This is a genomic window from Rummeliibacillus sp. POC4, assembly GCF_003576525.1.
In the GTDB taxonomy this organism is placed as follows: Bacteria; Bacillota; Bacilli; order Bacillales_A; family Planococcaceae; genus Rummeliibacillus.
In genome coordinates this window covers 1-25,760 of record NZ_QWUA01000055.1, presented here as the reverse complement: position 1 = coordinate 25,760, position 25,760 = coordinate 1, and the positions used below count along the sequence as shown (strand labels likewise).

The 25,760-nt window shown below is 34.3% G+C and carries 31 protein-coding genes; 8 read left to right on the top strand and 23 right to left on the bottom strand.

What is annotated here, in order from left to right; translation table 11 throughout:
* The first annotated feature begins 146 nt into the window (after positions 1 to 146).
* The 3 genes from D1606_RS13665 to D1606_RS13655 all read left to right on the top strand — a co-directional run bounded on the left by D1606_RS13665 (position 147) and on the right by D1606_RS13655 (position 2,197).
* Complete coding sequence (locus D1606_RS13665; RefSeq protein WP_119416576.1) at positions 147 to 1,034, top strand: LysR family transcriptional regulator; 888 nt, start codon at positions 147 to 149, stop codon at positions 1,032 to 1,034.
* Positions 1,035 to 1,134: 100 nt separating this feature from the next.
* Positions 1,135 to 1,503 (top strand): CidA/LrgA family protein, encoded by a 369-nt coding sequence (locus D1606_RS13660; RefSeq protein ID WP_119416575.1) that lies wholly within the window; start codon positions 1,135 to 1,137, stop codon positions 1,501 to 1,503.
* A gap of 1 nt (position 1,504) precedes the next feature.
* Entirely contained in the window at positions 1,505 to 2,197 is a 693-nt protein-coding gene (locus tag D1606_RS13655; protein ID WP_119416574.1) for an LrgB family protein, read from the top strand.
* A 54-nt stretch (positions 2,198 to 2,251) separates the two neighbouring features.
* Here the strand turns inward: D1606_RS13655 and D1606_RS18800 are convergent, their stop codons facing one another.
* The 3 genes from D1606_RS18800 to D1606_RS13645 form a co-directional block, all read right to left on the bottom strand.
* Positions 2,252 to 2,416, bottom strand: a complete 165-nt coding sequence (locus D1606_RS18800; RefSeq protein WP_158582386.1) for a cysteine hydrolase family protein — start codon at positions 2,414 to 2,416, stop codon at positions 2,252 to 2,254.
* 108 nt (positions 2,417 to 2,524) lie between these two features.
* Complete coding sequence (locus D1606_RS13650; protein WP_119416573.1) at positions 2,525 to 3,412, bottom strand: GNAT family N-acetyltransferase; 888 nt, start codon at positions 3,410 to 3,412, stop codon at positions 2,525 to 2,527.
* Positions 3,413 to 3,416: 4 nt separating this feature from the next.
* Positions 3,417 to 3,788, bottom strand: coding sequence for a MerR family transcriptional regulator (locus tag D1606_RS13645; RefSeq protein ID WP_119416572.1), 372 nt, complete (start codon positions 3,786 to 3,788; stop codon positions 3,417 to 3,419).
* 77 nt (positions 3,789 to 3,865) lie between these two features.
* On the opposite strand from D1606_RS13645, the gene D1606_RS13640 reads away from it, so the two are divergent.
* Positions 3,866 to 4,189: a hypothetical protein gene (locus D1606_RS13640; RefSeq protein WP_119416571.1), complete on the top strand. Its 324-nt coding sequence runs from the start codon at positions 3,866 to 3,868 to the stop codon at positions 4,187 to 4,189.
* A gap of 120 nt (positions 4,190 to 4,309) precedes the next feature.
* Here D1606_RS13640 and D1606_RS18795 read toward each other — a convergent pair whose 3' ends face one another.
* The 3 genes from D1606_RS18795 to D1606_RS13630 are packed head-to-tail and all read right to left on the bottom strand — an operon-like array spanning position 4,310 to position 5,334.
* Positions 4,310 to 4,477, bottom strand: a complete 168-nt coding sequence (locus D1606_RS18795) for a hypothetical protein (RefSeq protein ID WP_158582385.1) — start codon at positions 4,475 to 4,477, stop codon at positions 4,310 to 4,312.
* Positions 4,478 to 4,511: 34 nt separating this feature from the next.
* Complete coding sequence (locus tag D1606_RS13635; protein ID WP_119416570.1) at positions 4,512 to 4,979, bottom strand: hypothetical protein; 468 nt, start codon at positions 4,977 to 4,979, stop codon at positions 4,512 to 4,514.
* Positions 4,980 to 5,007: 28 nt separating this feature from the next.
* Positions 5,008 to 5,334 (bottom strand): YnfA family protein, encoded by a 327-nt coding sequence (locus tag D1606_RS13630; protein ID WP_119416569.1) that lies wholly within the window; start codon positions 5,332 to 5,334, stop codon positions 5,008 to 5,010.
* A gap of 153 nt (positions 5,335 to 5,487) precedes the next feature.
* Here D1606_RS13630 and D1606_RS13625 point away from each other — a divergent pair, with 153 nt between their 5' ends.
* Positions 5,488 to 6,066, top strand: a complete 579-nt coding sequence (locus D1606_RS13625; RefSeq protein WP_119416568.1) for a histidine phosphatase family protein — start codon at positions 5,488 to 5,490, stop codon at positions 6,064 to 6,066.
* A gap of 52 nt (positions 6,067 to 6,118) precedes the next feature.
* Here D1606_RS13625 and D1606_RS13620 read toward each other — a convergent pair whose 3' ends face one another.
* Positions 6,119 to 6,991 carry a LysR substrate-binding domain-containing protein gene (locus tag D1606_RS13620; RefSeq protein WP_233548117.1) on the bottom strand — a complete coding sequence of 291 codons (873 nt, stop codon included), beginning with the start codon at positions 6,989 to 6,991 and terminating at the stop codon, positions 6,119 to 6,121.
* Between the two features lie 115 nt (positions 6,992 to 7,106).
* On the opposite strand from D1606_RS13620, the gene D1606_RS13615 reads away from it, so the two are divergent.
* The 3 genes from D1606_RS13615 (at position 7,107) to D1606_RS13605 (ending at position 10,035) form a co-directional block, all read left to right on the top strand.
* Complete coding sequence (locus tag D1606_RS13615) at positions 7,107 to 8,306, top strand: MFS transporter (RefSeq protein ID WP_119416566.1); 1,200 nt, start codon at positions 7,107 to 7,109, stop codon at positions 8,304 to 8,306.
* A gap of 183 nt (positions 8,307 to 8,489) precedes the next feature.
* Complete coding sequence (locus D1606_RS13610) at positions 8,490 to 9,011, top strand: RNA polymerase sigma factor (protein ID WP_119416565.1); 522 nt, start codon at positions 8,490 to 8,492, stop codon at positions 9,009 to 9,011.
* A complete protein-coding gene (locus tag D1606_RS13605) occupies positions 8,995 to 10,035 on the top strand; it encodes a hypothetical protein (protein WP_119416564.1) in 1,041 nt (346 codons plus the stop codon). The genes D1606_RS13610 and D1606_RS13605 overlap by 17 nt, the downstream gene beginning before the upstream one ends.
* Before the next feature lie 85 nt (positions 10,036 to 10,120).
* Here the strand turns inward: D1606_RS13605 and brnQ are convergent, their stop codons facing one another.
* The 16 genes from brnQ to rocF all read right to left on the bottom strand — a co-directional run bounded on the left by brnQ (position 10,121) and on the right by rocF (position 25,650).
* On the bottom strand, positions 10,121 to 11,461 hold the full coding sequence (gene brnQ, locus D1606_RS13600) for a branched-chain amino acid transport system II carrier protein (protein ID WP_119416563.1): 1,341 nt from the start codon (positions 11,459 to 11,461) through the stop codon (positions 10,121 to 10,123).
* 212 nt (positions 11,462 to 11,673) lie between these two features.
* Entirely contained in the window at positions 11,674 to 12,363 is a 690-nt protein-coding gene (locus D1606_RS13595; protein WP_119416562.1) for a YczE/YyaS/YitT family protein, read from the bottom strand.
* Between the two features lie 98 nt (positions 12,364 to 12,461).
* Positions 12,462 to 12,887 carry a histidine phosphatase family protein gene (locus tag D1606_RS13590; protein WP_233548116.1) on the bottom strand — a complete coding sequence of 142 codons (426 nt, stop codon included), beginning with the start codon at positions 12,885 to 12,887 and terminating at the stop codon, positions 12,462 to 12,464.
* Between the two features lie 297 nt (positions 12,888 to 13,184).
* Positions 13,185 to 14,390 (bottom strand): multidrug efflux MFS transporter NorA, encoded by a 1,206-nt coding sequence (gene norA / locus D1606_RS13585; protein ID WP_119416561.1) that lies wholly within the window; start codon positions 14,388 to 14,390, stop codon positions 13,185 to 13,187.
* 81 nt (positions 14,391 to 14,471) lie between these two features.
* Entirely contained in the window at positions 14,472 to 15,308 is an 837-nt protein-coding gene (locus tag D1606_RS13580; RefSeq protein ID WP_119416560.1) for a MerR family transcriptional regulator, read from the bottom strand.
* Between the two features lie 17 nt (positions 15,309 to 15,325).
* Positions 15,326 to 15,484 carry a DUF2087 domain-containing protein gene (locus D1606_RS13575; protein WP_233548115.1) on the bottom strand — a complete coding sequence of 53 codons (159 nt, stop codon included), beginning with the start codon at positions 15,482 to 15,484 and terminating at the stop codon, positions 15,326 to 15,328.
* 186 nt (positions 15,485 to 15,670) lie between these two features.
* Positions 15,671 to 16,084 (bottom strand): NUDIX hydrolase, encoded by a 414-nt coding sequence (locus D1606_RS13570; RefSeq protein WP_119416558.1) that lies wholly within the window; start codon positions 16,082 to 16,084, stop codon positions 15,671 to 15,673.
* Positions 16,085 to 16,166: 82 nt separating this feature from the next.
* On the bottom strand, positions 16,167 to 16,397 hold the full coding sequence (locus tag D1606_RS13565; protein ID WP_119416557.1) for a hypothetical protein: 231 nt from the start codon (positions 16,395 to 16,397) through the stop codon (positions 16,167 to 16,169).
* 33 nt (positions 16,398 to 16,430) lie between these two features.
* Positions 16,431 to 16,880: a hypothetical protein gene (locus D1606_RS13560; RefSeq protein ID WP_119416556.1), complete on the bottom strand. Its 450-nt coding sequence runs from the start codon at positions 16,878 to 16,880 to the stop codon at positions 16,431 to 16,433.
* A gap of 339 nt (positions 16,881 to 17,219) precedes the next feature.
* A complete protein-coding gene (glmS, locus tag D1606_RS13555; protein ID WP_119416555.1) occupies positions 17,220 to 19,022 on the bottom strand; it encodes a glutamine--fructose-6-phosphate transaminase (isomerizing) in 1,803 nt (600 codons plus the stop codon).
* Positions 19,023 to 19,642: 620 nt separating this feature from the next.
* Entirely contained in the window at positions 19,643 to 20,995 is a 1,353-nt protein-coding gene (glmM, locus tag D1606_RS13550) for a phosphoglucosamine mutase (protein ID WP_119416554.1), read from the bottom strand.
* A 45-nt stretch (positions 20,996 to 21,040) separates the two neighbouring features.
* Complete coding sequence (locus D1606_RS13545; RefSeq protein WP_119416553.1) at positions 21,041 to 22,324, bottom strand: CdaR family protein; 1,284 nt, start codon at positions 22,322 to 22,324, stop codon at positions 21,041 to 21,043.
* Positions 22,324 to 23,166, bottom strand: a complete 843-nt coding sequence (cdaA, locus tag D1606_RS13540; RefSeq protein WP_119416552.1) for a diadenylate cyclase CdaA — start codon at positions 23,164 to 23,166, stop codon at positions 22,324 to 22,326. Before cdaA ends, D1606_RS13545 begins: the two co-directional genes overlap by 1 nt.
* A gap of 117 nt (positions 23,167 to 23,283) precedes the next feature.
* A complete protein-coding gene (locus D1606_RS13535) occupies positions 23,284 to 23,904 on the bottom strand; it encodes an anti-sigma factor family protein (RefSeq protein WP_119416551.1) in 621 nt (206 codons plus the stop codon).
* 13 nt (positions 23,905 to 23,917) lie between these two features.
* The gene (sigW, locus tag D1606_RS13530; protein WP_119416550.1) at positions 23,918 to 24,481 is read right to left on the bottom strand and encodes an RNA polymerase sigma factor SigW; all 564 of its coding nucleotides are present in this window, start codon (positions 24,479 to 24,481) and stop codon (positions 23,918 to 23,920) included.
* A gap of 263 nt (positions 24,482 to 24,744) precedes the next feature.
* Complete coding sequence (rocF, locus tag D1606_RS13525; RefSeq protein ID WP_119416549.1) at positions 24,745 to 25,650, bottom strand: arginase; 906 nt, start codon at positions 25,648 to 25,650, stop codon at positions 24,745 to 24,747.
* Positions 25,651 to 25,760 lie beyond the last annotated feature (110 nt).

The following is a 25,760-nucleotide window of genomic DNA, read 5'->3' as shown; positions in this document are numbered from 1 at the left end:
AAAGTGTATTTTTTCTCAATAACGGACAAATACATAATGTTTGTTTATTCTAAACATTCGGCGAAATGCTACTTAAAAATGCTATACTACTAGAAACAACAACGTTCTTAAAAGAATGCTTCAATCATTATTCAGGAGGAGAATATATGGATATTCGTCAACTTAGATATTTTGTAGAAGTAGCCCGACAGAAAAGTTTTACCAAAGCATCTGAAAATTTGTTTGTCTCCCAACCATCTATCAGCAAAATGGTTAAAGGACTCGAGGCAGAATTAAAAGTGACTTTACTAGACCGCTCCGAAAAGGAAATTGAGCTTACGGATGTAGGGAAAATTGTTTTTGAACAGGCCTTAGATGCATTGCGAATAGTAGATGGTATTTCTTCTTCTGTAAATGAGTTAGTCGATATAAAAAAAGGAACTGTAAAATTAGGTTTAATGCCCACTGTAGGCGTATTACTTTTCCCTATGTTAATCGGCGGGTTTAAAAAGCAATACCCACAAATTGATATTCAAATGGTTGAATATAGTGCAAAATTATTGGAGCATCATGTGGAAAATGGCGAGATTGATTTAGGGGTCACAGTACTACCAGTAAGTTCTCATTTTGAAACAGTACCGTTGTTATCTGAAGAACTAGTGCTGATTGTAGATTCTCATCATCGGCTTGCTTGCAAAAAGGATGTTCGCTTAAAAGAATTGAAAAACGAATCTTTCATCCTCTTTACTGAAGATTTTATCCTTCATGATCGTGTTAAACATGCATGTATACAGGCAGGATTTAACCCAAAAGTAGCTTATACAAGTTCTTTATGGGATTTAGTTGGTGAAATGGTGGCATCGAAATTGGGCATTTCCTTGGTACCCAAATCCATGATTCATCGCTTTAATAACTCTCTTATTCATGCTATTCCAATCTCTCGACCACATATCGATTGGGAATTGGCTCTCATTTATAAAAAGGATAAGTATCTATCATATGCAGCTCGAGAATTTATTCAATACATTGAAGCCAATAACCCTTTGCACGGTTAGTGTATAACTTTTTTGCATAGAGATTATAGGATTTATATATTTTACGAATTGAAAAATAGCCCCTAAAATTATGAGTAAATCGAATGCGGGGGTGACTTTATTGAAAAAGTGGTTATTGAATTTACTTCAAATCATCATCATTATTTGCTTTACTGTACTCGGACAATTGATCGTTTCCTCTTTCAATTTGCATATCCCGGGAAGCATAATAGGTCTAGTGTTATTACTCGCATGTCTTCATATGGGATGGATTAAGTTAGATTGGGTTGAGGCAGGCTCTGCACTTCTCTTTTCTGAGATGCTACTATTCTTTATTCCTGCAATGGTAGGAATCATGAATTACCCATGGCTTATTGGAACAAAGGGAATTCTTGTGCTATTAGCAGTCATTGTTGGGACTACACTGGCAATGGCATCAACAGGTATTGTTTCCAAAACCCTTTTAAAACTAAAGGCGGTGAAACATTAATATGTTTTTAAAACTATTCAGTGTTGTTATGACAATTTTTGTTTATCTCATGGCTAAAAAGGTTAATAAGAAATTGCCCGGCCTATTATTCTCACCTATCATTATCACACCTATTGTAATGATTATTTTCCTCTTGATGGCTCGTTTACCATATGAAGAGTACGTGAATGCTACTTCTTTATTCAATATGATGTTAAATGTAGTGACGGTTGCTTTTGCTATCCCTCTTTATCGCAATTGGAATGTACTTGCTTCGAACTGGCGTATCATTCTTTTTAGTTTAATGATTGGCTCATTGGTTGCTATTGTCGCAGGTGTATTAACTTCCTACTTCTTAGGAATGGGACTCCACTCAGAGATTAGTATTATTCCTCGCTCTATTACGATGCCAATCGCAGTGAACTTATCAGAGTCATTTGGCGGGATACCAACACTAACTGCTGTTTTTGTAATGCTAACGAGTTTTGCTGGAGTATATCTTGGTCCAAAACTGATTAAACTCTTTTCTTTTAAGCATCCATTAGTGATTGGAATGATGTACGGAATGGGTGCCAACGTACTTGGAGCTACTAAAGCTTTTGAAAGTGGTGACTTAGCAGGCTCAAGTGCTACTTTATCTACTATTGTAGGTGCTTTGATGACCGTAGTATGGGCATTTATTTTAACACCTGTCATTCTTACCTATTTATCATAGATTTTCCCTATGTATCGATTATCCTATAAAGTTGATCGTCAAAGAGCCCTATCTTTATCGATAAGAATCATGTGTAGGTTTAAATACATTTTCATCCGCATTTCGAACAATCCTATTAATATTTTGAATTACTTTATCTTTCTCAAAAACACCTTGCTGTTCAAAACTACCATCCATTAATTCTTGCTGTGCGTCTATAACGAGTAATGCCTGATTCAAAATATCCTTCTCCCCTTTATCAACTATGAAATTTATGGTTTATTGTACCATACAAAATTTACAAATATAGGTTTTTGATAAATCACATTAGACTTTCATCCTTCATATTTATGCATGCGAGGTAATAGGAAATAGAAAGTGCTTTGCAGAGTCCTTTAATAGAGGTCTTACAAACAGTGTATCATCGCCATCCTTTATAACCTCAGTCTCAACGTTTGAATTATCTTCGGGAGTAAAATAAAGATGAACCGCTTCTGTATCTTTAGAAATAATACCGCTTAACATCGTTTCAATATCTACTCTTTTTTTACTGATCATATCAAAGACATGCAGATGTGCACCCTCTTGCTTACATATAACAATCGTATCTTCCTCTTCGATATAAAAAATAGCATCGCTAAAGACTAAGATAAAATAGAACATTAACAGATGTTCGTTATTTTTCACGCCCAAAACCGAAGATACAGGTATTCTTTCCGCAGCAAAACTTTCTAGCAAATTAAAATCATATTGATTATTAATATCTAATTGACGTAAAGTACTCATTTTTACTTTTTGCTTTCGCAATGCTGACATATTTAATATAAAATGACTTTCTTTCACCCTTTGGAATCCAAATTTAGGGTAGAAATCTAGGACTGTATCATTCGCAAATAAGTAGATAAAATCATACTCTTTTTCATATTGTTCGATAATATAATTCATTAATTTCTTTGAAAGACCTTGGTTTCGATAATCTGGATGTGTCATGACAGTGCCAATTTGTATAGCTTTATATTCTTTACCTTTTAAAACAATCGTCATTTTACTAATCGAGGCATTTGCAATGATTCGATCATTATCAACATATGAATAGCAAATGTAATTGTCATTCCAACATCCTTTTTCATACCACTTAGTAAAATCAATATCAAAAACTGATTTAGCCAACTCAAAAAAACTTTCCCTGTATATTTTATTGTTTCGGTAATCGCTCACCAAATGATAATTGAGCATAGTATCACCTCCTACCCCTTTTGATTTTTGATATTTGAGTAATTAGTTCTTCTAGGTTTTGCATCTTTTCTTGAAGCTCAATCAATTCCTCTTCAAATGATTTTTTTCTTGCTATTAATATTGATAAAACTGTAGATATTAGTTCATCGGAGTTACATTTTGTTTCACGTTTAATCTGAAAAATGATTTGTATATCTTTCAGTGTAAATCCAAGATTTTGTAGTTCCTTAATTACATTAAAATCCTCGATATCCTTTTCTGAATAGTCCCTAGCATTTTTCTCCTTCCTTATAGGGTTTAATATTCCTAATTCCTCATAATGACGTACAGTATCTTTTGTCGTACACACTGCCTCTATAAATTTACTGATTTTCATTTTATTCTCCTTTCAGCTTGACGTGGGGTTAACCCCATACTTTACTCTATTGAAAACTGGAACGAGGAGGATTTCATATGGTTAGTACTGTATTGATCACTATTTATGTTTGTTTAAGTTTAATAGCAATTATTTTATGGGGCTATCAGCAAAAAAAGGAAAATACAAATACTATTAAACTAATAACAGTTATCTATTATGTAGTTGTGCATTTCTTATTTTTTATGATGATTGTCTTTATGACTATTTCCATTCAACTATTTATTCTTTTAAGTATCCTTGTTATTAGTTCAAGAATGTTAAATGGCAAAGTATTGTTTGGTCAGATGCATCTATCACATCATGCATTTATGCTGTTTCTTTTATTTGCCATCGGAATTATTCGCTATTCAGGCTATTAAAACATTCTTCTTTGGAAAGAATTGATCCATTTCAGCAAAGATAAAAAACAATCGTTTATATGAAAAGACGCCACTAATTTCGGTGTCGTCTTCATTTTTTTAATCTATGTATTTTGATACTTAGTTTGAGAAAATCCTTTTTACCAATCCCCAAATCATTTTTGGAATAAATAATAATATATTCATGATTACATTACCTAAAATATCATCTCGAATCCCCTCAAATAAATCTCTTATATTATTCGTTTTCTTATCCTTTTTCTCCTTCTGCTTTTTGATATCATCCATCTATAACCGTCCTACTTTCTATAATCTTGGTCATTTACCACAAGTAATCCACTCGTTTTACCGGAATAGAATGAAAAACATCTTCTAACTGTAACAGATTTGTCTTTTCCTCTAAAATAAGCTCTAGCTCATTTGGACCCTCTAAAGTTAATGTTAATGTTCCATTATTAGATTGTGATGTTAGCATAGATTCTAGCTCATTAATTTTCACCTTTATAATGTCTTCAAATCGAATAATTACATTCCCTCTTTGTTTTAAAAATTGGTCACGCGAAGTTATATTATCCAATTTTGCTTCTTTCTTTTTTCCTCTAGGAACAACCCATATTTTACGTAATAGCCAATATAAGATCCCAAGAATTATGGAATTTCCGTAATAATCTTTTTCTCCATAAAATTGTCTACCTATTTGTCCAAGCCATAGTTCTTCCTCTTTCACATATATCTTATAAAAGCGATTCCTTCGTAGATAATGAATCCTTGTTGCATAGAAAAATTCCATATCTATCCTCCCTATTCCTTAATAACAGCTAATGTCTCGGTGCAAATAGTATGATTGAAGCACCTATTATACAGACAGCCGCTCCCATCCAATCATATAAATCTGGTGTTTCTCTATCAACTCCCCACCCCCATAATATTGAAAGTACGATAAATACACCGCCATACGCTGCGTATACTCTACCGAAATAAGGAAAACTTTGGAATGTTGCAATAACCCCATAGATAACTAATATAATCCCGCCAAATACTCCCCAATATAAGGGCTTACCATCCCTCAAACACAGCCATATTAAATATCCGCCACCGATTTCTGCTAGTCCTGCTAGTATAAATAAAATAATGGCATTAATCATTATTTTCACATCCTTACAACAACTATTTCTATATAAGTCATTATAACTTTTCTCCTCTATAAAAGAGAATTCACTTTTAGATAGGCAATATCCCAAGAAAATCCAAGCAAATGCATATAGTAAACTATGCGATAAACGAGGGGGAATAATTGAATGACCTATCTTCAAAAAGAATGCGGAGAACCTTCGTTACTGAATTCTCTCCAACAAGGCGGATATATTTTATATACCCGACACGGAGAAGCTAACATTGGAACAGACCAACCATATCTAGATTTTAATAACTGCAATACCCAAAGAAATCTTAGCGATAATGGAAGAATGCAAGCCACTTTATATGGCAACATCATTCGAAACTTACACATTCCAATTGAATATCCTATACTCGCAAGTCCGTTTTGTAGAACGATAGAAACAGCTGCTCTAGCCTTTGGCGGTATGAACGTTCAAGTGGATCCTATTGGCTTTGACATTTTTAAATTAGACACGAACTTAAATCCATTGGAACAGCAGAGAATTTTAAATAACCTTCAATCAGAATTAGAATTACTCCCAAGTATGGGTAAAAACAAAGTAATGGTTGCTCATAGTTTTCCAAAAGATGTAGGTTTAGGAACCATTCCATATATGGGCACTGTTGTAGTAAAACCACTTGGTAAAGGTAATGGCTATCAAATCGTCGCAAGATTATCCTTAGAACAACTGCAATATCTATGGAGTATGTGTTCGTGATAAAGTTTAAATGGCACTTGGCTAAGTTAGGTAAACCAATATTTCATGTTTTTTATTCATAATTAGAACTAGTAAATTCAACAAACAATTGTGCAGAAGCGCTTAATGCAGCATCCGCTTTCCATGCTAGCCCTACTTCACGTTGGCAATTAGTATCCGCAATCTCAAAGCGATGGATGGGGAGTGCTTCCAATCCTGAGTAATAAGGTAAAATGCCAACACCCAAGTTAGCAGAAATAAGCCCTGCAAGTGTCGGTACTTCTGTTCCTTGGAACACGACATTTGGCGTGAATCCAGCATCTCTACACCATTTCAACACCTGTTTTTGCATCAATAAATGATCCTTGTAACCTATAAAAGGCTCATCTCGTAATGCTTGAATGGAAATAGACGTTTCATGACTTAATGGATGATTAATCGAACAGTATCCATAAAGCTGTTCTTTTTTTATAGGCAGCCAGTTGGATTCACCAAAGGATTTACTGAAATTGGTGACAAGGCATAAATCGACTTCGTTATTTTCAAGAAGTTCTAACGCTCTTTGTGAATTACATTGTTGGAGATCAAATTGAATATCCGGATAATTTTCTTTAAAACTTCTAAGAATCCCCGGCAAAATTGTTGTACCAATTGTTTGTAAAAAGGCAAGACGGATCGTTCCTTGTAGTGGATCTTTTAAACTTTGTAACTCCTTTACCCCTCGATCAAGTAGCAGTAAGCTTTCCTCAACAAACCTCAAAAATTTCTCACCATAAACACTTATCTCTATTGACCGGCCTATTCGATTAAATAATGGAACGCCCAATTCAGCTTCTAATTTATGAATTGCTTTTGTAAGAGCAGGCTGTGATACATGTAGTAGGTTTGCAGCATGATTGTAATTCTTCGTCTTGGCAATCGCTTGAAAATAGCGCAGCTGATGCATCTCCAAAAGATCCAACCTCCTTTTATAAACATTGGTTATTAAATCAATAATAACTCACTATTAGACGTTATGGTTATATGAGCGTACCATTGAAATCTGTAGGAGGGAAATTTCAGTGGACGTTTCAACAACAAATACAAATCATAAAATTACATTGGGAATGTTAATAGGAAGTCTTGTCACTTTCGCAAATCTTTATGGCCCTCAAACATTCATCCAACATTTTACTCATGACTTTGATATGAGTGCATCTGAATCTAGTTTGGCATTATCCATCTCAACTTTTACACTTGCATTCGGTATGTTAGTTATGGCTGCTATTTCAAATACATGGGGCCGTAAAAACATAATGGTATTCTCACTTATGAGCTCATCTATTTTATATTTACTTGTCGGTTTCGCACCAAACTTTGAAGTATTACTAATGATTCGGGCGATCGAAGGATTTGCATTGGCAGGTTTCCCTGCAATCGCTGTTACTTATTTAGCAGAAGAATTATCAGGAAACCAATTTCCTAAGGCCCTTGCTGTCTATATAACTGGTAGTGGCTTTGGTGGCTTCTTTGGTCGTATCGTTTCTAGCTCTATATTGGATTTATCAAACTGGCATACTGCCGTATTTGTTTTGGGTACATTAACACTCATTCTTTCAATCATTTTTATCTTTCTTGTAGAACCTTCAAAGAATTTTATCGCACAGGAATTTTCGATAAAGAACTGGATTGGTGGTATTTTAGCTGCATGTAAGGATACAAAACTATGGTTTTTCTATGGACTTGGTTTCCTTGCACTTGGCGTTTATGTAGCTATGTTCAACTATATAGGCTTTCCCTTGATAAAAAGCTTTGGGCTAAGCCAAACAATAGTCGGCTTCATCTTTATCTTCCAATTGATGGGTTCTGTTGGTTCTATGACTGTCGGCAAATTAAGCGATCGCTATACTCGCGGACAAATGCTTTTTGCTAGCCTTGTTGTTGCTCTAATTGGTATTAGCTTAACTGCAGTACATCATTTACCAATAGTACTCCTTGGATTATTTGTTTTATCTTGTGGATTTTTTGCATGGCATAACTTAGTCAGTGGCTGGGTTAGTAGCTCTGCTATTCCTACAGCAAAAGCTTATGCATCATCCTTATATCTATTGTTTTATTATGTAGGCTCCAGTGTGGTCGGTACAGTTGGAGGTCATTTCTACGATGCAGACGGTTGGAATGGTGTTGTCGGAATAATGATTGCTTGCTGTATTGTTGGATTTGTCCTACTTGGACTTGTAGAAATGAAGTTTAAAAAAACAACTAAGCATGCTGCTGTATAATGAATAAAAGCAGATAGCCAATGAGTTTCCTCATAAACTATCTGCTTTTTATATGTTTTAAATTCGTAGGATCTTTATAATTCATCAATAGATACATATAATACAAAATTTTACTAAATAAAAATATTTTTGTGACCGTTATTATTAGATTTCCGTCTAAGTGTATAGAAAGGAGCGAAATATATGCCTGACAGTAAAAGTATTGCATCTTTGTTTGACGAATATGGTGAAGCTATCCTAACCTTTATCTTCTTAATGGTACAGGATTATCCTTTAGCGGAGGATTTAACACAGGAAGTTTTTATCAAAGCCTTTGAAAAATATAACTCTTTTCATCATCAATCAACGGAGAAAACATGGCTATTTTCTATAGCTCACCATCATGTAATTGATCATCTAAGAAAAAAACATCCTTTGAAACATTTCTTCAAACTTTCCATGAATGAGATGGATACAAAGCCTCAACCCGAACAATTTGTTGCAATGAGTACACAAAGTGAAGAACTATATACTGCACTACAAAATTTAAGTTGGCATTATCGGCAAGTCATAATTTTACGCAAATTAAAGGAATTTTCCACAAAGGAAACTGCCGAAATATTAAATTGGTCTGAAAGTAAAGTAAAAATGACACTGAAACGAGCTCTTATCGCATTAAAGAATGAATTACTGAAGGAGGGATTTATCTATGAAGAATTCATCTGAACCTTTTAAAGAATTAAATGACGAATTCCGTTTAACTGAAAAAGCAAAATCCTCTTTACGTAATCGTATATTAACTGCACCACCCAAAATACGATCTAAAAAGCCTTATTGGATTACAGCAGTTATTACTATTATAATTGTTCTATTTTCTCCCTTATATTCAACTACAATGGCAGATGTTGCAAACAAAATACTTCCTCTAGAAATAAAGAATACAAACGGAGAACATAAGCTGATAGATCAACTAGATGAATTATTTAAAAAGAACGGTTACAAAAATGTTACTATCGGAGAAACCTTTGGTAATAACTATAAGATCTCAATTGGTCTATATAATGTATCAGACAAAGAATTAAAAAAAAGCCAAAGCAAAATGACCCCATCGATTAAAAAACTACTTACTGAACAAGGGATTGATGACTATCATTTAGACTTTTATAGTAATGAGGTTTCGCATGATAAAAGTCATGAAAAATGGGACACAAACATTGATAAAGTATCAACATTTACAAAGACCATATTTAAAAAATACGGGTATTCAGGTGACGAATATGAAACTCTTGCAGGTCTTCAAAAAAACTGGTTCTCTTATACAATATATTTAGAAATGCCTGATGATATCCCAAAATCAACTCAAAATAAGATCATTAATGACTTAAAAGAAGAAGCTAAAGACCAAGATATTAAACTAAAAGAGATAAAAGTTCACCACTTTAACATTAGAAAGCGTGAAATAGAGGCCATTATGATGGGAATTGCAAATGATTTAGGAGAAGCTGTTAAAGGAAAGTCTTATATGAATATGAAAACAACAACACATATGGCACGAAAAGAGCATGGATATGCATATATAGACACGAAATTTACAGCACCACCTTCCAAGGAAATACAGCAAGAACTAAAGAATGCCATCTCAATTTATCTTAAAAAATCTTCTGTTCAAAAGGAATTAAAAGGAATTGACTATACAGTTGGAGTCCGTTTAGCGAATGGAAAACCCTTTATTAGTTTTACAAAGAAATAATTAAATCTAAATAAATACCACTTAGAAAACTGATATCTAAGTGGTATTTTTAACTTTATTTAAAACAGAAACACTAGAGCATTGGTTAAGCCTTTTTTATAAGTGCATAAACATATCCAACCAACGCACCAATTATCGCAGGGATTACCCAGCCTAAACCAATTTCATAAAAAGGTAACACACTTGCATAAAACGTTTCAATTGAATCTAAAAAGCTAACTTTTGCTTCTGGTAAGCTTGCAACTAAGGATTTATACCCGTCAATCAGACTTACAAAGAATGTTAAAAACATAGACAAAGCATAGACACTACGACGTGCTTTAAATACTGGTGCCACTAATGTCAGTAGAATAAGGACAATTGCTAACGGATATAAGAACATTAAAACTGGTACAGCGAATTGAATAATATTGTTTAAACCAAAGTTTGCGATAACAAATGAAACAAAACATAAGATAAATACAAACCATTTATAACTTACTTTTGGGAATACTTCGTGGAAAAATTCACTACATGATGTGATTAACCCAATACTTGTTTTTAAACACGCTAGAACAATGATAATTGCTAAAAGAATACCACCGAAAGAGCCAAAATAATGCTTCGCAACTGCTGCAAAGATTAATCCACCATTTTCAAATGAACCAACTGCTTCGATACTTGTTGCACCCATGTATGTGATAAAGCCATAAATAAGCATCATAAGTGCCATTGCGAAAATTCCAGATTTCCAAGTTGCTTTAGCAATCTCTTTTGTACTTGTAATGCCTTGACTCTTTATCGCATTAATCACAACAATACCAAAGGCTAACGATGCCAACGCATCCATTGTATTGTATCCTTCTTTAAAACCTTTCATAAACGCTTGATCCACATATTCACCTACAGGATTTTTAAAGCTCCCCATTGGAGAAATAATACTTGTAATGATCAAAATAAATAAGAATACTAAAAATGCAGGTGTTAAGTATTTTCCGATATAATCCATAATTTTGGCTGGATTTAACGATAGATAATAAACAATAGCAAAGAATACCAAGCTAAACAACGCCAACATTAAAGTGATATGGTTGGATGAGACATAAGGTTCAATCCCTACTGCAAATGGTACCGTTGCTGTTCGAGGAATCGCAAAGAATGGGCCAATTGTTAAATAAAGTGCTAATGAAAAAACAATTCCAAACAATGGATGAACACGACTACCTAAATCACGTAAACCATTACTCCCTGATAAACCAATTGCCAGAATCCCCATAAAAGGTAGGCCAATTGCAGTTACTAAAAAACCGATCAGTGCTGGCCAAAAATGTGTACCTGATAGCTGACCAAGCTGGATTGGGAAGATTAGATTACCTGCTCCAAAAAACATTCCAAATAACATGGTCCCAATTACTGCATATGTTGAAAAAGATATTTTTGACTGCATGATCTAAAACTCCTTATTACTTAAATTTTATATTTTATATAGTAATTTCAGTATATTATCAATTTTTTTACTATACAACAACCCCTCCAGACGATAAACAGAAACTTTTCACATAATACAGTTTTAAATGGTCTTTGAAATTTCATTTTTAAAAGAAAAAAACCTCCGTTTCCGGAAGTTTTATTATTTTGCAGACAATCCTTACTGGTAATTTAAGAACGTATCTGTTGTTCTTTTTCTGGATTTGACTTATAAAGCCAATGATTAAGGGGATCCTTCATAAGTTTCATATAAAAGGCAATAATTTTACCAACCATATATGCCGCAATAATCGTCCCAATACCGATTGAACCAAGTCTATGGATTGTAACTAAACATACAATAGTTGCCAAGATAACATTTGCTACATCACTAATTATCTTAGCTTTGCTAAATTTCCATTTAAAATGATCACTAATAACGTATGTCAATGAATCATAAGGCATTAAAGGCAATTTTGAGTTCAAGTAAAATACAAGACCAAAACCTACTATAAATAGACTGATGATCATATATATCCAACTATCAAGTGTTGAATTTGGAGTGGGTAAAAAATGTTCTGTTATCCAAAGTGCTGCATCATTAAAGAAACCAAATAAAAAGGCTACAATCAATTGGATACCAAAATCTTTTAAATCTATGCGACGGTTTAATAAGACTTGAATTATGATAAAAATGATATTTGCAAAGATAGTTGTCATCCCAACAGAAATTCCCGTTGCAAGCGTAATTGCATAAGCAAGCGATGAAACTGGTGAAACCCCTAAATTTGCTACAATTGAAAAACTAATCCCTAGCGCCAAAATAAAAAGACCTGCTATATAAATAAGCAAGCGCTTAGCGGTTATTCCTCCATTTTTCATTAAACTATTCCTTCTTTCTACTATTATTGTATCAGTAAATTTAACTTCATAACAGAAGATCTGAACAGTTTGTTAGAAGGAACAATCATTTCAATAAGTTACTTAACTATTTCATCCAAATTCCATACTCTCTTATAGCACCATTCACCTTCGCTATATTCTAATAAAAAGACATCTGGATTGGTGACTTTTTTCCAATCTTCAAATGATACTTCCTGATTTAACTTTTTTAACAGCAATGTAATAATATTTCCATGACTAACGATGATCGTATTTTCGGTATCAGAATCTTTTACTTCATTGATTACATTAAAAATACGTTCACTCGCTTCCCTACTTGATTCTCCACCTTTAAATTTTAAATCTATATTATCAAACGTCTGCTTTAACTTTTCCATCCAATCAGGGTAATTTTCGATACTTAAAATACGTTCCGATAATCTCTCATCTACTTGTATGTTTAAATTTGTTTTATTCGTAAAAGGTTCAATTGTTTGAATAGCTCTCGTCATAGGGCTAGAAATTACTCTTTGAATATTTTTATCTTTAAAAAGTAATGCTAGGTTTTCCGCTTGTTCTTTTTTCCTTCTTTTGTTAATAATGCTTCAACTTCTTGCCCATCTGCTTTACAGTGTCGAACGACATAAATTCTTTTCATCTCACTTTTCCTCCACTATATAATTATTTTATATATCGAAAATATATTATATCAGAAAATTCTGTTTAATTTACACAGATATGCCCTTTCATATATAAAACAAGCCCCGTTTCTAATGATAGAATACGGAGCCTTTTACTTTTTAGAGAAAAAATTCGAATTCTTATTCCTCTGCTATTTCTTTAATCGAATTCTTATTCATCATCTTCTTCGAGTCTCTCCATACGAATGCAGTAATTGAACCAATTATTAATAAGACCGTTGCAAAATAATACGGGTAATTGATATTCACATCATACAGCAGCCCTCCAATTATCGGTCCAATAACATTAGCTAAAGAAGTAAACATCGAATTCAAGCCACCGACAAAACCTTGGTCATCCCCAGCGATTTTAGATAAATATGTTGTAAGGGCTGGACGGATTAAATCAAAGCCGACAAATGCAAAAAAGGACACTAGCATAATTGACAAGTAACCATTAACCACGGTAACGAGAAATACAAGAATGACTGAAAATATGAGACTATACCGAGTGACGTTAATCTCACCAATCTTTCTTGTTAATCGGTCAAATAGCAACAATTGTACGATTGCTCCCATAATACCTCCACCTGTAATCGCAATTGCAATATCAGATGGTGTAAAGTTAAACTTCTTATCTACAAATAAACTAAAAAAGGATTCAAATGATGCTAAACCAAATGATGAAATAAAAATTAAACTAAATGGTATTAAGAATATCGGCATCAATAGTTTACGTAAACTATTTGTTTTTTCTGTTTCCGTAGATTCATTTACATTTTGTCGTCGTATTGGTTCCTTTAACGCCACTAAAGATAAAAAGCCCGCAACACATCCTAGAATTGCAGCTGCAAAAAATGGGATTCTTGTACCGAATTCAGCTAAGAATCCCCCTATCCCCGGTCCTATAATAAAACCTGTACTGATGGCAGCTGACATATAGCCAAGTGCCTTTGAACGGGTTTCAAATGTTGTAATATCTGCGATAAAAGCTGTCACTGCTGGCATGATGAAAGCTCCGCTAATACCACCCAAAATACGTGATAAAAATAAAACCTCAATACTTTGACCAACAGCAAATAATAATTCTGAAAGTGCAAATATAAATAGTCCAAGTACAATCATAATTTTTCTACCAAAACGATCGGCTGCTTTCCCAGCAAAAGGTGAAACGATTAGTTGCGTCAACGCAAAAGCAGCTGTCAAATACCCAACTACAGATCCACTTATCTTAAATTCATTCATAATCGTTGGCAATATAGGAATGACAAGTCCGATTCCTAAGAAAGCAATAAATAAGTTCCCTAATAATATTGTTAAAACCATATTATTCTTGTTGTTACCCATGAGGATGCTCCAATCATTTTTTATAGCAATGTAAACCGCTCCTTCAAAGATAAACCTTATAGCAACTATAAGGTCAAGAGTTTAATCTTCTATTTTCAACTTTAACTCAACGATGACCTGTTCTTCCTTGTTTGGTGAATAGTGCATTGGCATAACAATTTCAAAGACGTCCATTTCTGTTTGAATCTGCTTTTTCTCGATATATGCATATAACTTTTTATAATGTTCAATATATGCCTTTGGAGAATAAACAAAAGCAATACTAGCATAACGACCAGAAGGCATTAATCTTACTGTGATGTTATCCTCGGCTAATTCAATAGACTTTTCCGTCAATATGGGTATGAAAATAAATTGATAGATAATATCACTTATAGAATGATAGTTTTTCAAAGGATATATACTTCCGTATCGAGTTGTTTGTACGCTGCCCTCATTTTCAATTGCTTTCATTAGTTTTATAGTATCTTCTGCTGAAGTAGATTCAGCTGTAACGTTTGTTACCTCTAAACAGAGTATACGTGAAGCATCTTCTCGCTTTTCGTATACTTCGCCAAAGCTAGGGATTGAAAGTTGTTCAAGCATTTGTTTTCTAGTCTTACGTAATATATATTGAGCCTCTTTTAATTGGGCTAACTGATTTTCTATCCTCTTTTCCTGTTCTTCTAAAAAAGGAATCATATCCTCCACAGCATAATGTTGTACCTCTTTAATCTTATCAAGAGGAGTTCCGACGTATTTCAAACTTTTAATGAGGTCCAACGTATAAAGCTGCGATTCTGTATAATAGCGATAATTTGTCAAAGCATCTGTATAAATTGGTTTAAATAAGTCAATTCGATCATAATAACGTAGGGTTTGACCAGATAAATTAGTCATCTTCGCCATTTGTCCAATTGAATAATAGTTAGATTTCAAAAAATCAGCCCCTTAGTTCATTCTTTCACCCAATATATCGAACAATCATCCGTTCTCTCCATAAAACCATATTCGATTAAATAGCGACGAAGTGATACATAGTCCACATCTAGCCCATTTTTAAAATATGTCTGTAAAACTTTTTTCTTCTTTTCTACTGAAATTGCAACTTTCATCCACTTGCGTTGCCCCATTATGAATTGGTTCATATAAATGTAGTTGCTTTAATAATCGTATTAATACAAGAAAAACTTTTGCCTGCCTCTCTTTCTCTCGAAGCTTAATAAAAACGCCACTGAATTACAGCGACGTTTTTATCTATTTCTTTTTAGGATTATAATTTCATTTTTTACATAGCCATTTCAATTATGCATTGAAGTTTTTAATAGAGTTAGTAAAATATCTTTGTCTTCAGGATAATCAAGAGGGAGTTTTTCCAGTTCAACAACCGATTTCCAAGCAATTTCTACTATAATTTTATCTGGATCGTGATAAGTAATAACTCCAGCGATGATTTCACATAAGAAATAATCTGTTGTGACATGGAACGCATCAATCACTGCTTCCTTTGTATGCAAATCTCGAATTATTTTTACTTTATATCCTGTTTCTTCCCACACCTCACGAATACAAGCTTGCTCGGAAGACTCACTATGCTCAATGCCACCTGAGGGTACACTCCAACTATTTCTGCCCTTGCCACGAACCATCAACAATTTACCCCGTAAAATAATAATTGCAGCTGCACCAATCCATTCTTTATTGCTATTTTGCATTAGATGAGTCCTCCTGATAATCATTTAAATATTTCGAAACTGCATGTATTTTTTTCTAACTATATATTCGGTACTAATAGTGTTACACAAACTGAAAAACAATCGTACATATGAAAATAATAATAAAAAATATAACAACTCCATAGCCAATATACTTTATTCCTTTTGGTTTATTATGCAATTCCCACCTTTTCTCATTAGATTGAAGCCCCATTGCTTCGTTATCCGACTTTATAGGATTAAAGACTTCTACTTCTTGATTTGTTATGCCTTCTGTACCTATTGAAATATGATGTTTATCTTTTTCTTCCAAAGTCATTTCCTCCTATCATTAATTGCTTTATGATTACCTAACTTCAACAACAAAGATATAATTTGAACTGCCATTATCCCAATTTGCAAAAACATTGTATACATGTTTTCCTTTTTCTTTTGGCAATCGTATTACATTTCTTTTTATTGGAATACTCTCTGAATCTTTATTATTAATCCATCTATTAACCCCTAATGTATTTTCTATTGGCTCTTTTTTATATTTTATTTTCAATTCAGATTGTGCTGATACCGTTATAGGTTTAAGATTTTTAACATTGATAATTTCATGTGGTGAAACGGTATCAACACACTTTGCATCAATAAGTCCCTCCCAACAATATGATCCTTGTGCCACTTCTACTTTTTTCCCTTCAACAGTAAGGATCGGTTTGGGTGGGTTTGAATTTAATAACTCAATAACAAAATAACTCCCAACAGTTAACGCCACTATCGCTATTAAAATGAAGACATTCCTTTTCATATTTTTAATACATCCCTCCATCTATAAATCATATGAATAGACTTGATATACATTTCAACTCATTTAAAATTCAAACGTTAATTCACCAAATCAACAGATTAATAACCTAAACTACCTGTTAGATCATAAGATTAAAATAGATAATATTACTCTAGTTCTCGTTCTATTAAAAAAATCCTTTATGTAAATATAAAACGCCAGATTCCTTGTTTATTTCGATAAACAAAAAGCACGATCCAACAAAAATTGAATCGTGCTCATAATTATTAAATTTTGGTCGAATGTGTCAGTTCCCGACTTTGTTGTCTTTCAACAATAACTGTTTCTCCGTTGAACCAACTACTCAACAGTCACTGATTTAGCTAAGTTGCGTGGTTTATCAACATCACAACCACGGTATAGTGCTGCATAGTAACTGATTAGTTGTAGGGCTACTACAGATACAAGTGGTGTTAGCAGTTGGTGCACATCTGGTAGAACAATTGTGTCTCCCGCTTCTTCCATGCCTTCCATTGAGATAATGCATGGGTTAGCTCCACGTGCTACGACTTCTTTTACATTTCCGCGAAGATTTAGACTCACATTTTTTTGAGTGATTAATGCGAATACAGGAGTGCCATCTTCGATTAGAGCGATGGTACCGTGTTTTAGTTCGCCACCTGCAAATCCTTCCGCTTGAATATATGAGATTTCTTTTAGTTTTAATGCGCCTTCAAGACTTACATAGTAATCTACAATACGACCGATGAAGAATGCATTTCGTGTTGTCGCTAAGAATGAATCTGAAATTTCTTTTAGACCATCTTTGTCATCAACAATTGATTGGATTCCGTTAGCTGCAATAGCAAGTTCAGCTTTAAGATCAAAGTCTAATTGTTTACCTTGTGATTGTGCTTCTACATAGGCAACAATCACAAGTACTGCTACTTGTGCGACATATGCCTTCGTTGATGCTACTGCTATTTCGGGACCAGCATGTAATAGCAATGTGTAATCTGCTTCACGAGATAATGTTGATCCTGGTACGTTTGTGATAGTTAAAGAAGGGTGACCAAGTTCTTTAATCTTCACTAATACTTGACGGCTGTCAGCTGTTTCACCTGATTGAGAGATGAAGATAAAGAATGGTTTTTTCGATAGCAATGGCATGTTGTAGCCAAATTCACTTGAAATATGAACTTCTACAGGAATACCTGCAATCTTTTCAAAATATTGTTTTCCTACAAGACCAGCATGGTAACTTGTGCCTGCAGCGACAATATATAAACGATCCGCTTCATGAAGTGCTTCGGCAATTTCAGAAGGAATTGTTAACTCGCCTTCTTCATTTTGATATGCTTGAATAATTTTACGGACAACACCTGGTTGTTCATCGATTTCCTTAAGCATGTAGTGAGGATATGTGCCTTTTTCGATGTCGCTCATATCTAACTCAGCTGTATAAGGAGCACGTTCTACAACAGTTCCATCTAGTTTTTTAATCGTCATAGAATCTTTACCCACGATAACGATTTCTTTATCATGCAATTCAATATATTGGTTTGTGACTTGAAGCATCGCCATTGCATCAGATGCAACAACATTGAAGCCATCACCTACACCAACTAATAATGGACTTTTGTTTTTTGCTACAAAAATTGTTTCAGTATCTTCTGCATCTAGTAAGGCAAGTGCATAAGATCCGTTGACAAGTGTTAATGTATGACGGAAAGCATCTTCAGTTGTCATCCCATCATTGACGAATTTCTCAACAAGTTGAACAATAACTTCTGTATCTGTATCAGATTGCATTTCAACACCTTGTAAAAATTCATCTTGTAATAGATGATAGTTTTCTAATACACCATTGTGCACTAATGTGAAACGACCTGATGCACTTTGATGAGGGTGTGCATTACGACGGTTTGGCACACCGTGAGTTGCCCAACGTGTATGTCCAATTCCAACAGTAGCTTCAACTGTTGGATCCACTTCTTCACGTAAATCTGCAATACGACCTTTTTCTTTAAAAACTGTTACACCTTCATTATTGATAAGAGCGATACCCGCAGAATCATACCCACGGTACTCTAATTTTTCTAAACCTTTTAATAATATTTCTTTGGCATCTAGTAAGCCATTATATCCAACAATACCACACATTTAATTTTCCTCCGAACTTTCGCAAAATTAGCCGTATAAAAGTAGCCTTCCCCTAAATAGGTGAAGTACACAAAAGTACAGCTGCTATTTTGCCTTCTTACTCTCTCTGTCTGCTCAATTACTTGAGCCATTTAAAAGTAAGCATACGATCGGGCACTTGCGACCGGGAGGCATCCGCCGAAAACTTCGATACTCCTCCACCTCGTCTACTGAAGCTTCTACGCTCGATTTCTTCAGTACTGGCGCTATAACTGTTTTCCGATTTTTTGCTTCGATACGACCCTCCTTAGCAATATACTAATCTTTTTTAAGAGGTTAGACCTTTAAAAATTCTTAGCATTCTCATCATACTGAAAACACTTTTCATAGTCAATTACAAACATGCATTGAAAAGGTTTACAATACAAAAATAAAATCAATTACCTTATTATACGCAATTGGCTACCATTTTGTTGCATGTTTTTATTAAAAAAGTTTGTCATTACTATTACAGATTTTACAAACTTAGTATTCACTATATGAATTATGATTTAACAACATCATAAATTTTTTGCACAAAAAAGAAGAAATCCCGTCTAAGAGATTTCTTCTTTGTCAATTTATCAAATTTCTTTTAATGATTAATCTTTTAATCCCATTTCTTCACGAACGACATCTGCAATTCGTTTGCAATAAGATTCGCATAGTTCACTTGATGGTGCTTCTACCATGACACGAACTAATGGTTCTGTCCCTGAAGGTCTAACTAAGACACGTCCATCTCCGTTCATCTCATGTTCAACTTGGTCAATGATTGCTGCTACTTTTTCATTTTCTTTCACAGCGTGTTTATCTGTTACACGAACATTGATAAGTTTTTGAGGGAAGATCGTCATTTCAGAAGCAAGCTCTGATAATTTCTTGCCGGTTACTTTCATTGTATTAACTAATTGTAAGCCAGTAAGTAAACCATCACCTGTTGTATTATGATCTAAGAATACGATATGACCTGATTGTTCGCCACCAACATTATAGTTACCTTCACGCATAGCTTCTACTACGTAACGATCTCCTACTTTAGTTTGGATACTATGCATACCATTTTCTTCTAAAGCTTTGTAGAAGCCCATGTTGCTCATAACAGTTGAAACAACTGTATCTTTTTGTAGTTTTCCTTCTGCATGTAAATGTTTTGCACAAATATACATGATTTGGTCTCCATCGACAATTTGACCATTTTCATCAACAGCGATTAAACGGTCTCCATCACCATCAAATGCTAAACCTACATCAGCACCTTTTTCTTGAACAAATTGCGCAAGTTTTTCAGGATGTGTTGAGCCGACACCATCATTAATATTTAAACCATTTGGAGAAGAACCCATAGTAGATAAATCAGCTTCCAAATCAGCGAATAGATGTGTTGCTAAAGCTGATGTTGCACCATTTGCACAATCTAATGCAATATGAATACCTGTAAAGTCTTCATATACGGTTTGTTTCAAATACTGAATGTATTTTTGTCCACCTTCAAAGTAATCAGTTACAGAACCAAGGTCACCACCTGTTGGACGAGGTAGTTGGTCTTGTTCTTGATCTAGTAGAGCTTCAATTTCTTCCTCTTGTGCATCTGATAATTTAAAACCGTCTGGGCCAAAAAACTTAATACCATTATCTGCAACAGGATTATGTGATGCTGAAATCATAACACCAGCTTGAGCGCTCATTACACGTGTTAAGTAAGCAACTCCTGGAGTACTAATCACGCCTAAACGCATAACTTCTGCTCCTACTGATAGTAATCCAGCAACAAGCGCTCCTTCTAACATTTCGCCTGAAATACGTGTATCTCGTCCAATTAATACTTTTGGACGTTCTGTGGTCTCTTTCGTTAAAACGTATCCACCAAAGCGTCCCAATTTAAATGCTAACTCAGGTGTTAGCTCACTATTGGCGACACCGCGGACGCCGTCTGTTCCGAAATATTTACCCATTTTGTATTCTCTCCTTCAAAACTATATCCATTTTTACAAATCTGTTTAAGACAGTTGTTTTACCTTTAGTTTTATAGTACTTGGTGTAGCTTTCCATGTAGTACCTGATGGGCTGCTTCCTACTATTTTTAAAGTATTAACTCCTTCAGTCACATTATCTGCATCAACATAAAGCTGTATGTCTGATTTTTTGACATTTGATAGTTTTTGTTGATCACCAGTAATTACAACTGATACATAATGATCTGCATTTTCATCAATGGTGTATTGTTTTGTATCTAAATTTCTTATTTGCACCTTAACATTTTCTAATGTTTTTATAGATGTATTTGATGTTTCATCTTGTTCAATTGTATTTTCACCTTTTTGTTGATCGGTAGTAATGGATTCATCTAATGATACATGAACTTTCAATTGGTTTACAGAAAGTTTTGTCACACCTGTTGGTTTTGGCAAATTAACAATTACATCACCAGATTTTTTTAATTTCGTAACATCTACATCAACAGGAAATGTGGTTATTTTTTCTAAATCCTTCTTTGAACCAAACAATGTAATGTAGTTTGTGTCAGTATTTAATGATTTTACTTTCGAACCACTTTTAGGACTGCCTTTCACATTTAAGGAAATTGGCACTTCCTTATTATACTCCCCAATGTCAACTTTCACTGGTACAGTTGCTGGTTCGACTATCACGTCGAGTTTGTTCATATCTCTGTCCAGGACTTTAACCTCTGCTTCTTTTGTAAAGGACTCTGTAGCTGAAAATTGACCCGATAACATCGCTTTAATATAAACAATACGGTCAACAACACTTTTTGCCCCAGTTACTGTTACTTCATTAGGATTTGCATACATCGATTTAACAAAATAATTAGAAGCTAGTTGGCTTTCATTAAAATCGGGTTCAACCTTAAATGTTCGTGTTACCTTTTCTTCTATCGAAACATTAACAGTGGCTGGTTCAACTCGAACTTTTAACTTATCTGAAAAGCCCTTATATTTAAATTTGACTTTATGTTTACCTATAGTTGCTTTGCTTAAATCTAAGTAAACTTGGTAATCTTTAATCGTCTTCTTTTGAAATACCAGTGCATACGGACCTTCAATAGACACATCTACGGTTTGAGGAACACCGGAGACAATCAAGTTTTCATTGTCATATAGTACTTTTACTGGGACATCATGAATAATCTCAGATTGGCGGTCAGATGTTGTCGTTGTATTATTTTCAGTACTTGTTTCAGACTTTACGGTAAAGAAAATTAGTAATGTTAACGCAAGGGCTGTAATACGTACAAACCATGGACTATCAATTAGTTTATCCATCACTTTTTATCACCCCTCCAGTTCCATTTGGAGGTACTAATTGCTGAAGTTGACTCCCCGAACCATGCGCGTTGCAAACGAGATTCAAATTCTTCAATCGATAAATCACGATGTAAATCTCCATTTATCGTTAAACTAATAGCACCTGTTTCCTCTGAGACAACAACTGTTACTGCATCAGTCACTTCACTTATTCCAATTGCTGCACGATGTCGAGTACCTAGTTCTTTCGAGATGAATGGACTTTCTGACAAAGGTAGATAACATGCTGCTGCAGCTATCTTATTCTTTTGTATAACCACTGCTCCATCATGAAGCGGTGTATTTGGTATAAATATATTAATGATTAACTCAGAAGAAATTTCGGAGTACATTGGTATACCAGTTTCAATATAATCATTTAACCCTGTATCACGTTCAATTGAAATAAGCGCGCCAATACGACGTTTAGCCATATAACTTACTGATTTAGACATAGCAGATACCAATCTTGCTTGTTCTTCTTCCTCTTGTAAATTGCTTCTAGCAAACAACTTCCCTCTACCTAATTGCTCTAATGCCCTACGCAATTCAGGTTGGAAAATGATAATGATTGCTAAGAAACCATAATTTATAACCTGCTTTGTCATCCATCCTAGCGTCGTTAGTCCAAAATAAACTGTTATAATCCGAATAATTATAATAACGAAAATACCTTTTAAAAGCTGAACCGCCTTAGTACCGCGAATCAATGTTAATATCTTGTAAATCACTAACCATACTAATAAAATATCAATTACATTTAATACCATTTTCACCCATTGGTTGCTGGTGAATTGTGTAAATTCATTAATAAAAGACATGTGGATCCCCCACTTTTCTAGCGAGTACTATATATCAAGTATAGCACATTTACCTTTCTTTCTACCTGTATGAAGCAGAAAAGCCCACTATTTTAAAAGTAGACTTTCCATACCAGTTTATTCATTTTTCTCAATAAAAGACCATGCGTTTTTTGCACTGCTTTTTATTTTATACCATAGCCATTCAAACACTTCATCGACTTCATCAATTTGACCAGTTACATTTGCCGTAGAGGCCATATATTTACCGTTAATAACTGTTATATCACCTTCAACAGCACCTTTTACAATAATATCACCATTCTTCACAACAATATCACCTTTTACGGTTTCACCTTCAGGGACTATAACTGTTTGCCCCTCCACTTGTAGGTTTGGCTGTTTGGTGAAAGAAAACTCTTGATCGTTTTTATATCCTGAAAATAGAGAGGCACTCATAAAAATACAAAACAATGCAGCGGCGACAAAAAAGGGATGTCGCCGTAGCCAACTTTGGACACCTGTTCGCATTCTTCTTTTAGGAAGTTTTTGCATAACTTGTTCTACAAAATTTGGAGGCACTTCTATAACAGCTGCACTTTTGACGAACGCTATGGTACTTGTTAACTCTTGCATATGCTGTTGACAATCCTTACAATCTCGCATATATGCCTTTAGCTCTTGCTCATGTTCGCGGCTAATGTCCCCATCTAAATATTCATGCATGTATTGCACGATATGTTCAGGGCATGTACTCATAGTGAAACCCCTCCTACAAATTGCCTAATTGCTTTCTTAATGCTTCACGACCACGATGAATACGTGTTTTTACTGTTCCTAGTGGCATATTTAAAATATCGCTAATTTCCTGCAACGGCAATTCTTCCATATACTTTAAGATAATAACTACACGATACTTTTCCGGCAAGCAACTAATCTCATATTGGATTCTTTCTTGCAATTCCATTCTTTCAACTTCTTCATCAGGGAGTCGATTAGTGGAAGCAATTTGAGAATACATATCCAATCCATCAGTACCTGCAATTTCAGCATCTAAATAATAGTCCGGTTTCTTTTTCCTTATCCTATCAATACATAGATTTGTTGCTATACGAAATAGCCATGTTGAAAATTTTCTTTTTAAATCGAAAGTGTGCAAATTTGTATATGCACGAATAAAAGCTTCTTGCGCAATATCTTCTGCTTCGTGTCGATTGTTCAACATACGATAACATACATGATATACCTGTTGCTGATAGAGGCTCACAATATCTGAATACGCTTGTTGATCACCTTTCAGCACTTGCTTTATTCTTTTGTTGACTAACGCATCCATGTGATTTCCCCTCCGCTATGCGGTTACCCGTTATATACGAACAAGTTACTTTTATGGTTTCATTTTTGTTTGAAATTTTTTAAATAATATTCTTTATATTTTATTATACCAATACTTCCAGTAAATTACTTACAACTTTTATTATTTTCTCCACACAAAAATAACTCTAAAAAATATAATAAAAGAGCCGATTGAAAGTCACCGACTCTTTTTAATCTTTGTAAAAAGTTTTAGATTTACTTAAACGTGAAAAATTTTTAACCTTAGACTAATTTTTCGCCAAATAGAGAACCCATTAAGGCAACAGCTACATCAGCTGTTTTATTTTTTTCATCAAGAATCGGATTTACCTCAACAAACTCAGCAGAAGTGATTAATCCTGAATCCTGTAACATTTCCATCGCTAAATGACTTTCACGATATGTAATTCCTCCTGGCACTGGAGTTCCAACCCCTGGAGTATATATAGGATCAATCCCATCTAAGTCTAATGATAGATGCACCCCATCTACATTCTGCCCTCGTAAATAGATAATGGCATCTTGTATTACATCCGTCATTCCTAACCGATCAATTTCATGCATTGTATAAACTCTTATTCCCTTTTGATGTATTAACTTTTTCTCACCTTCGTCAATTGAACGAGCTCCAATAATAACAATATTCTCTGGTTTAACTTTAGGTGAATAATCTCTTATGTTCACTAATCGTTCATGCCCTAATCCCATACTAACTGCTAATGGCATTCCATGAATATTACCTGTTGGTGAGGTATCACTCGTATTCATATCTGCATGAGCATCATACCAAATGACACCTAAATTTTTATAGGCATCTGATATTCCCGCTAATGTACCAATTGCAATACTATGATCTCCCCCTAAAACCAATGGAAATTGGCCAACAGCTACAACTTTATGGACTTTATGTGCTAATTCGATATTCGCATTAGCAACGGCATCTAGATTTCGTAAAGTTGTATGATTAGAATTCCCCTTTTTTGAATGATCTATATAGATATCTCCCTCATCTACTACGCGATGTCCAATTGATTGTAAACGCTCGATTGCACCTGCATATCGAATTGCACTCGGCCCCATATCTACCCCTCTACGTAGCTGTCCCAGATCCATAGGGACTCCAATTATCGAAATATCTAATAGTGCCATAAAATCATTCCCCCCCTTTATATTCTATCCTCATTTTAAGGGTAGGAACACATATGGCTCAACAAGACAATTTCCTGTATTTTTATACAATTCAAAATTAAAAATAAGAC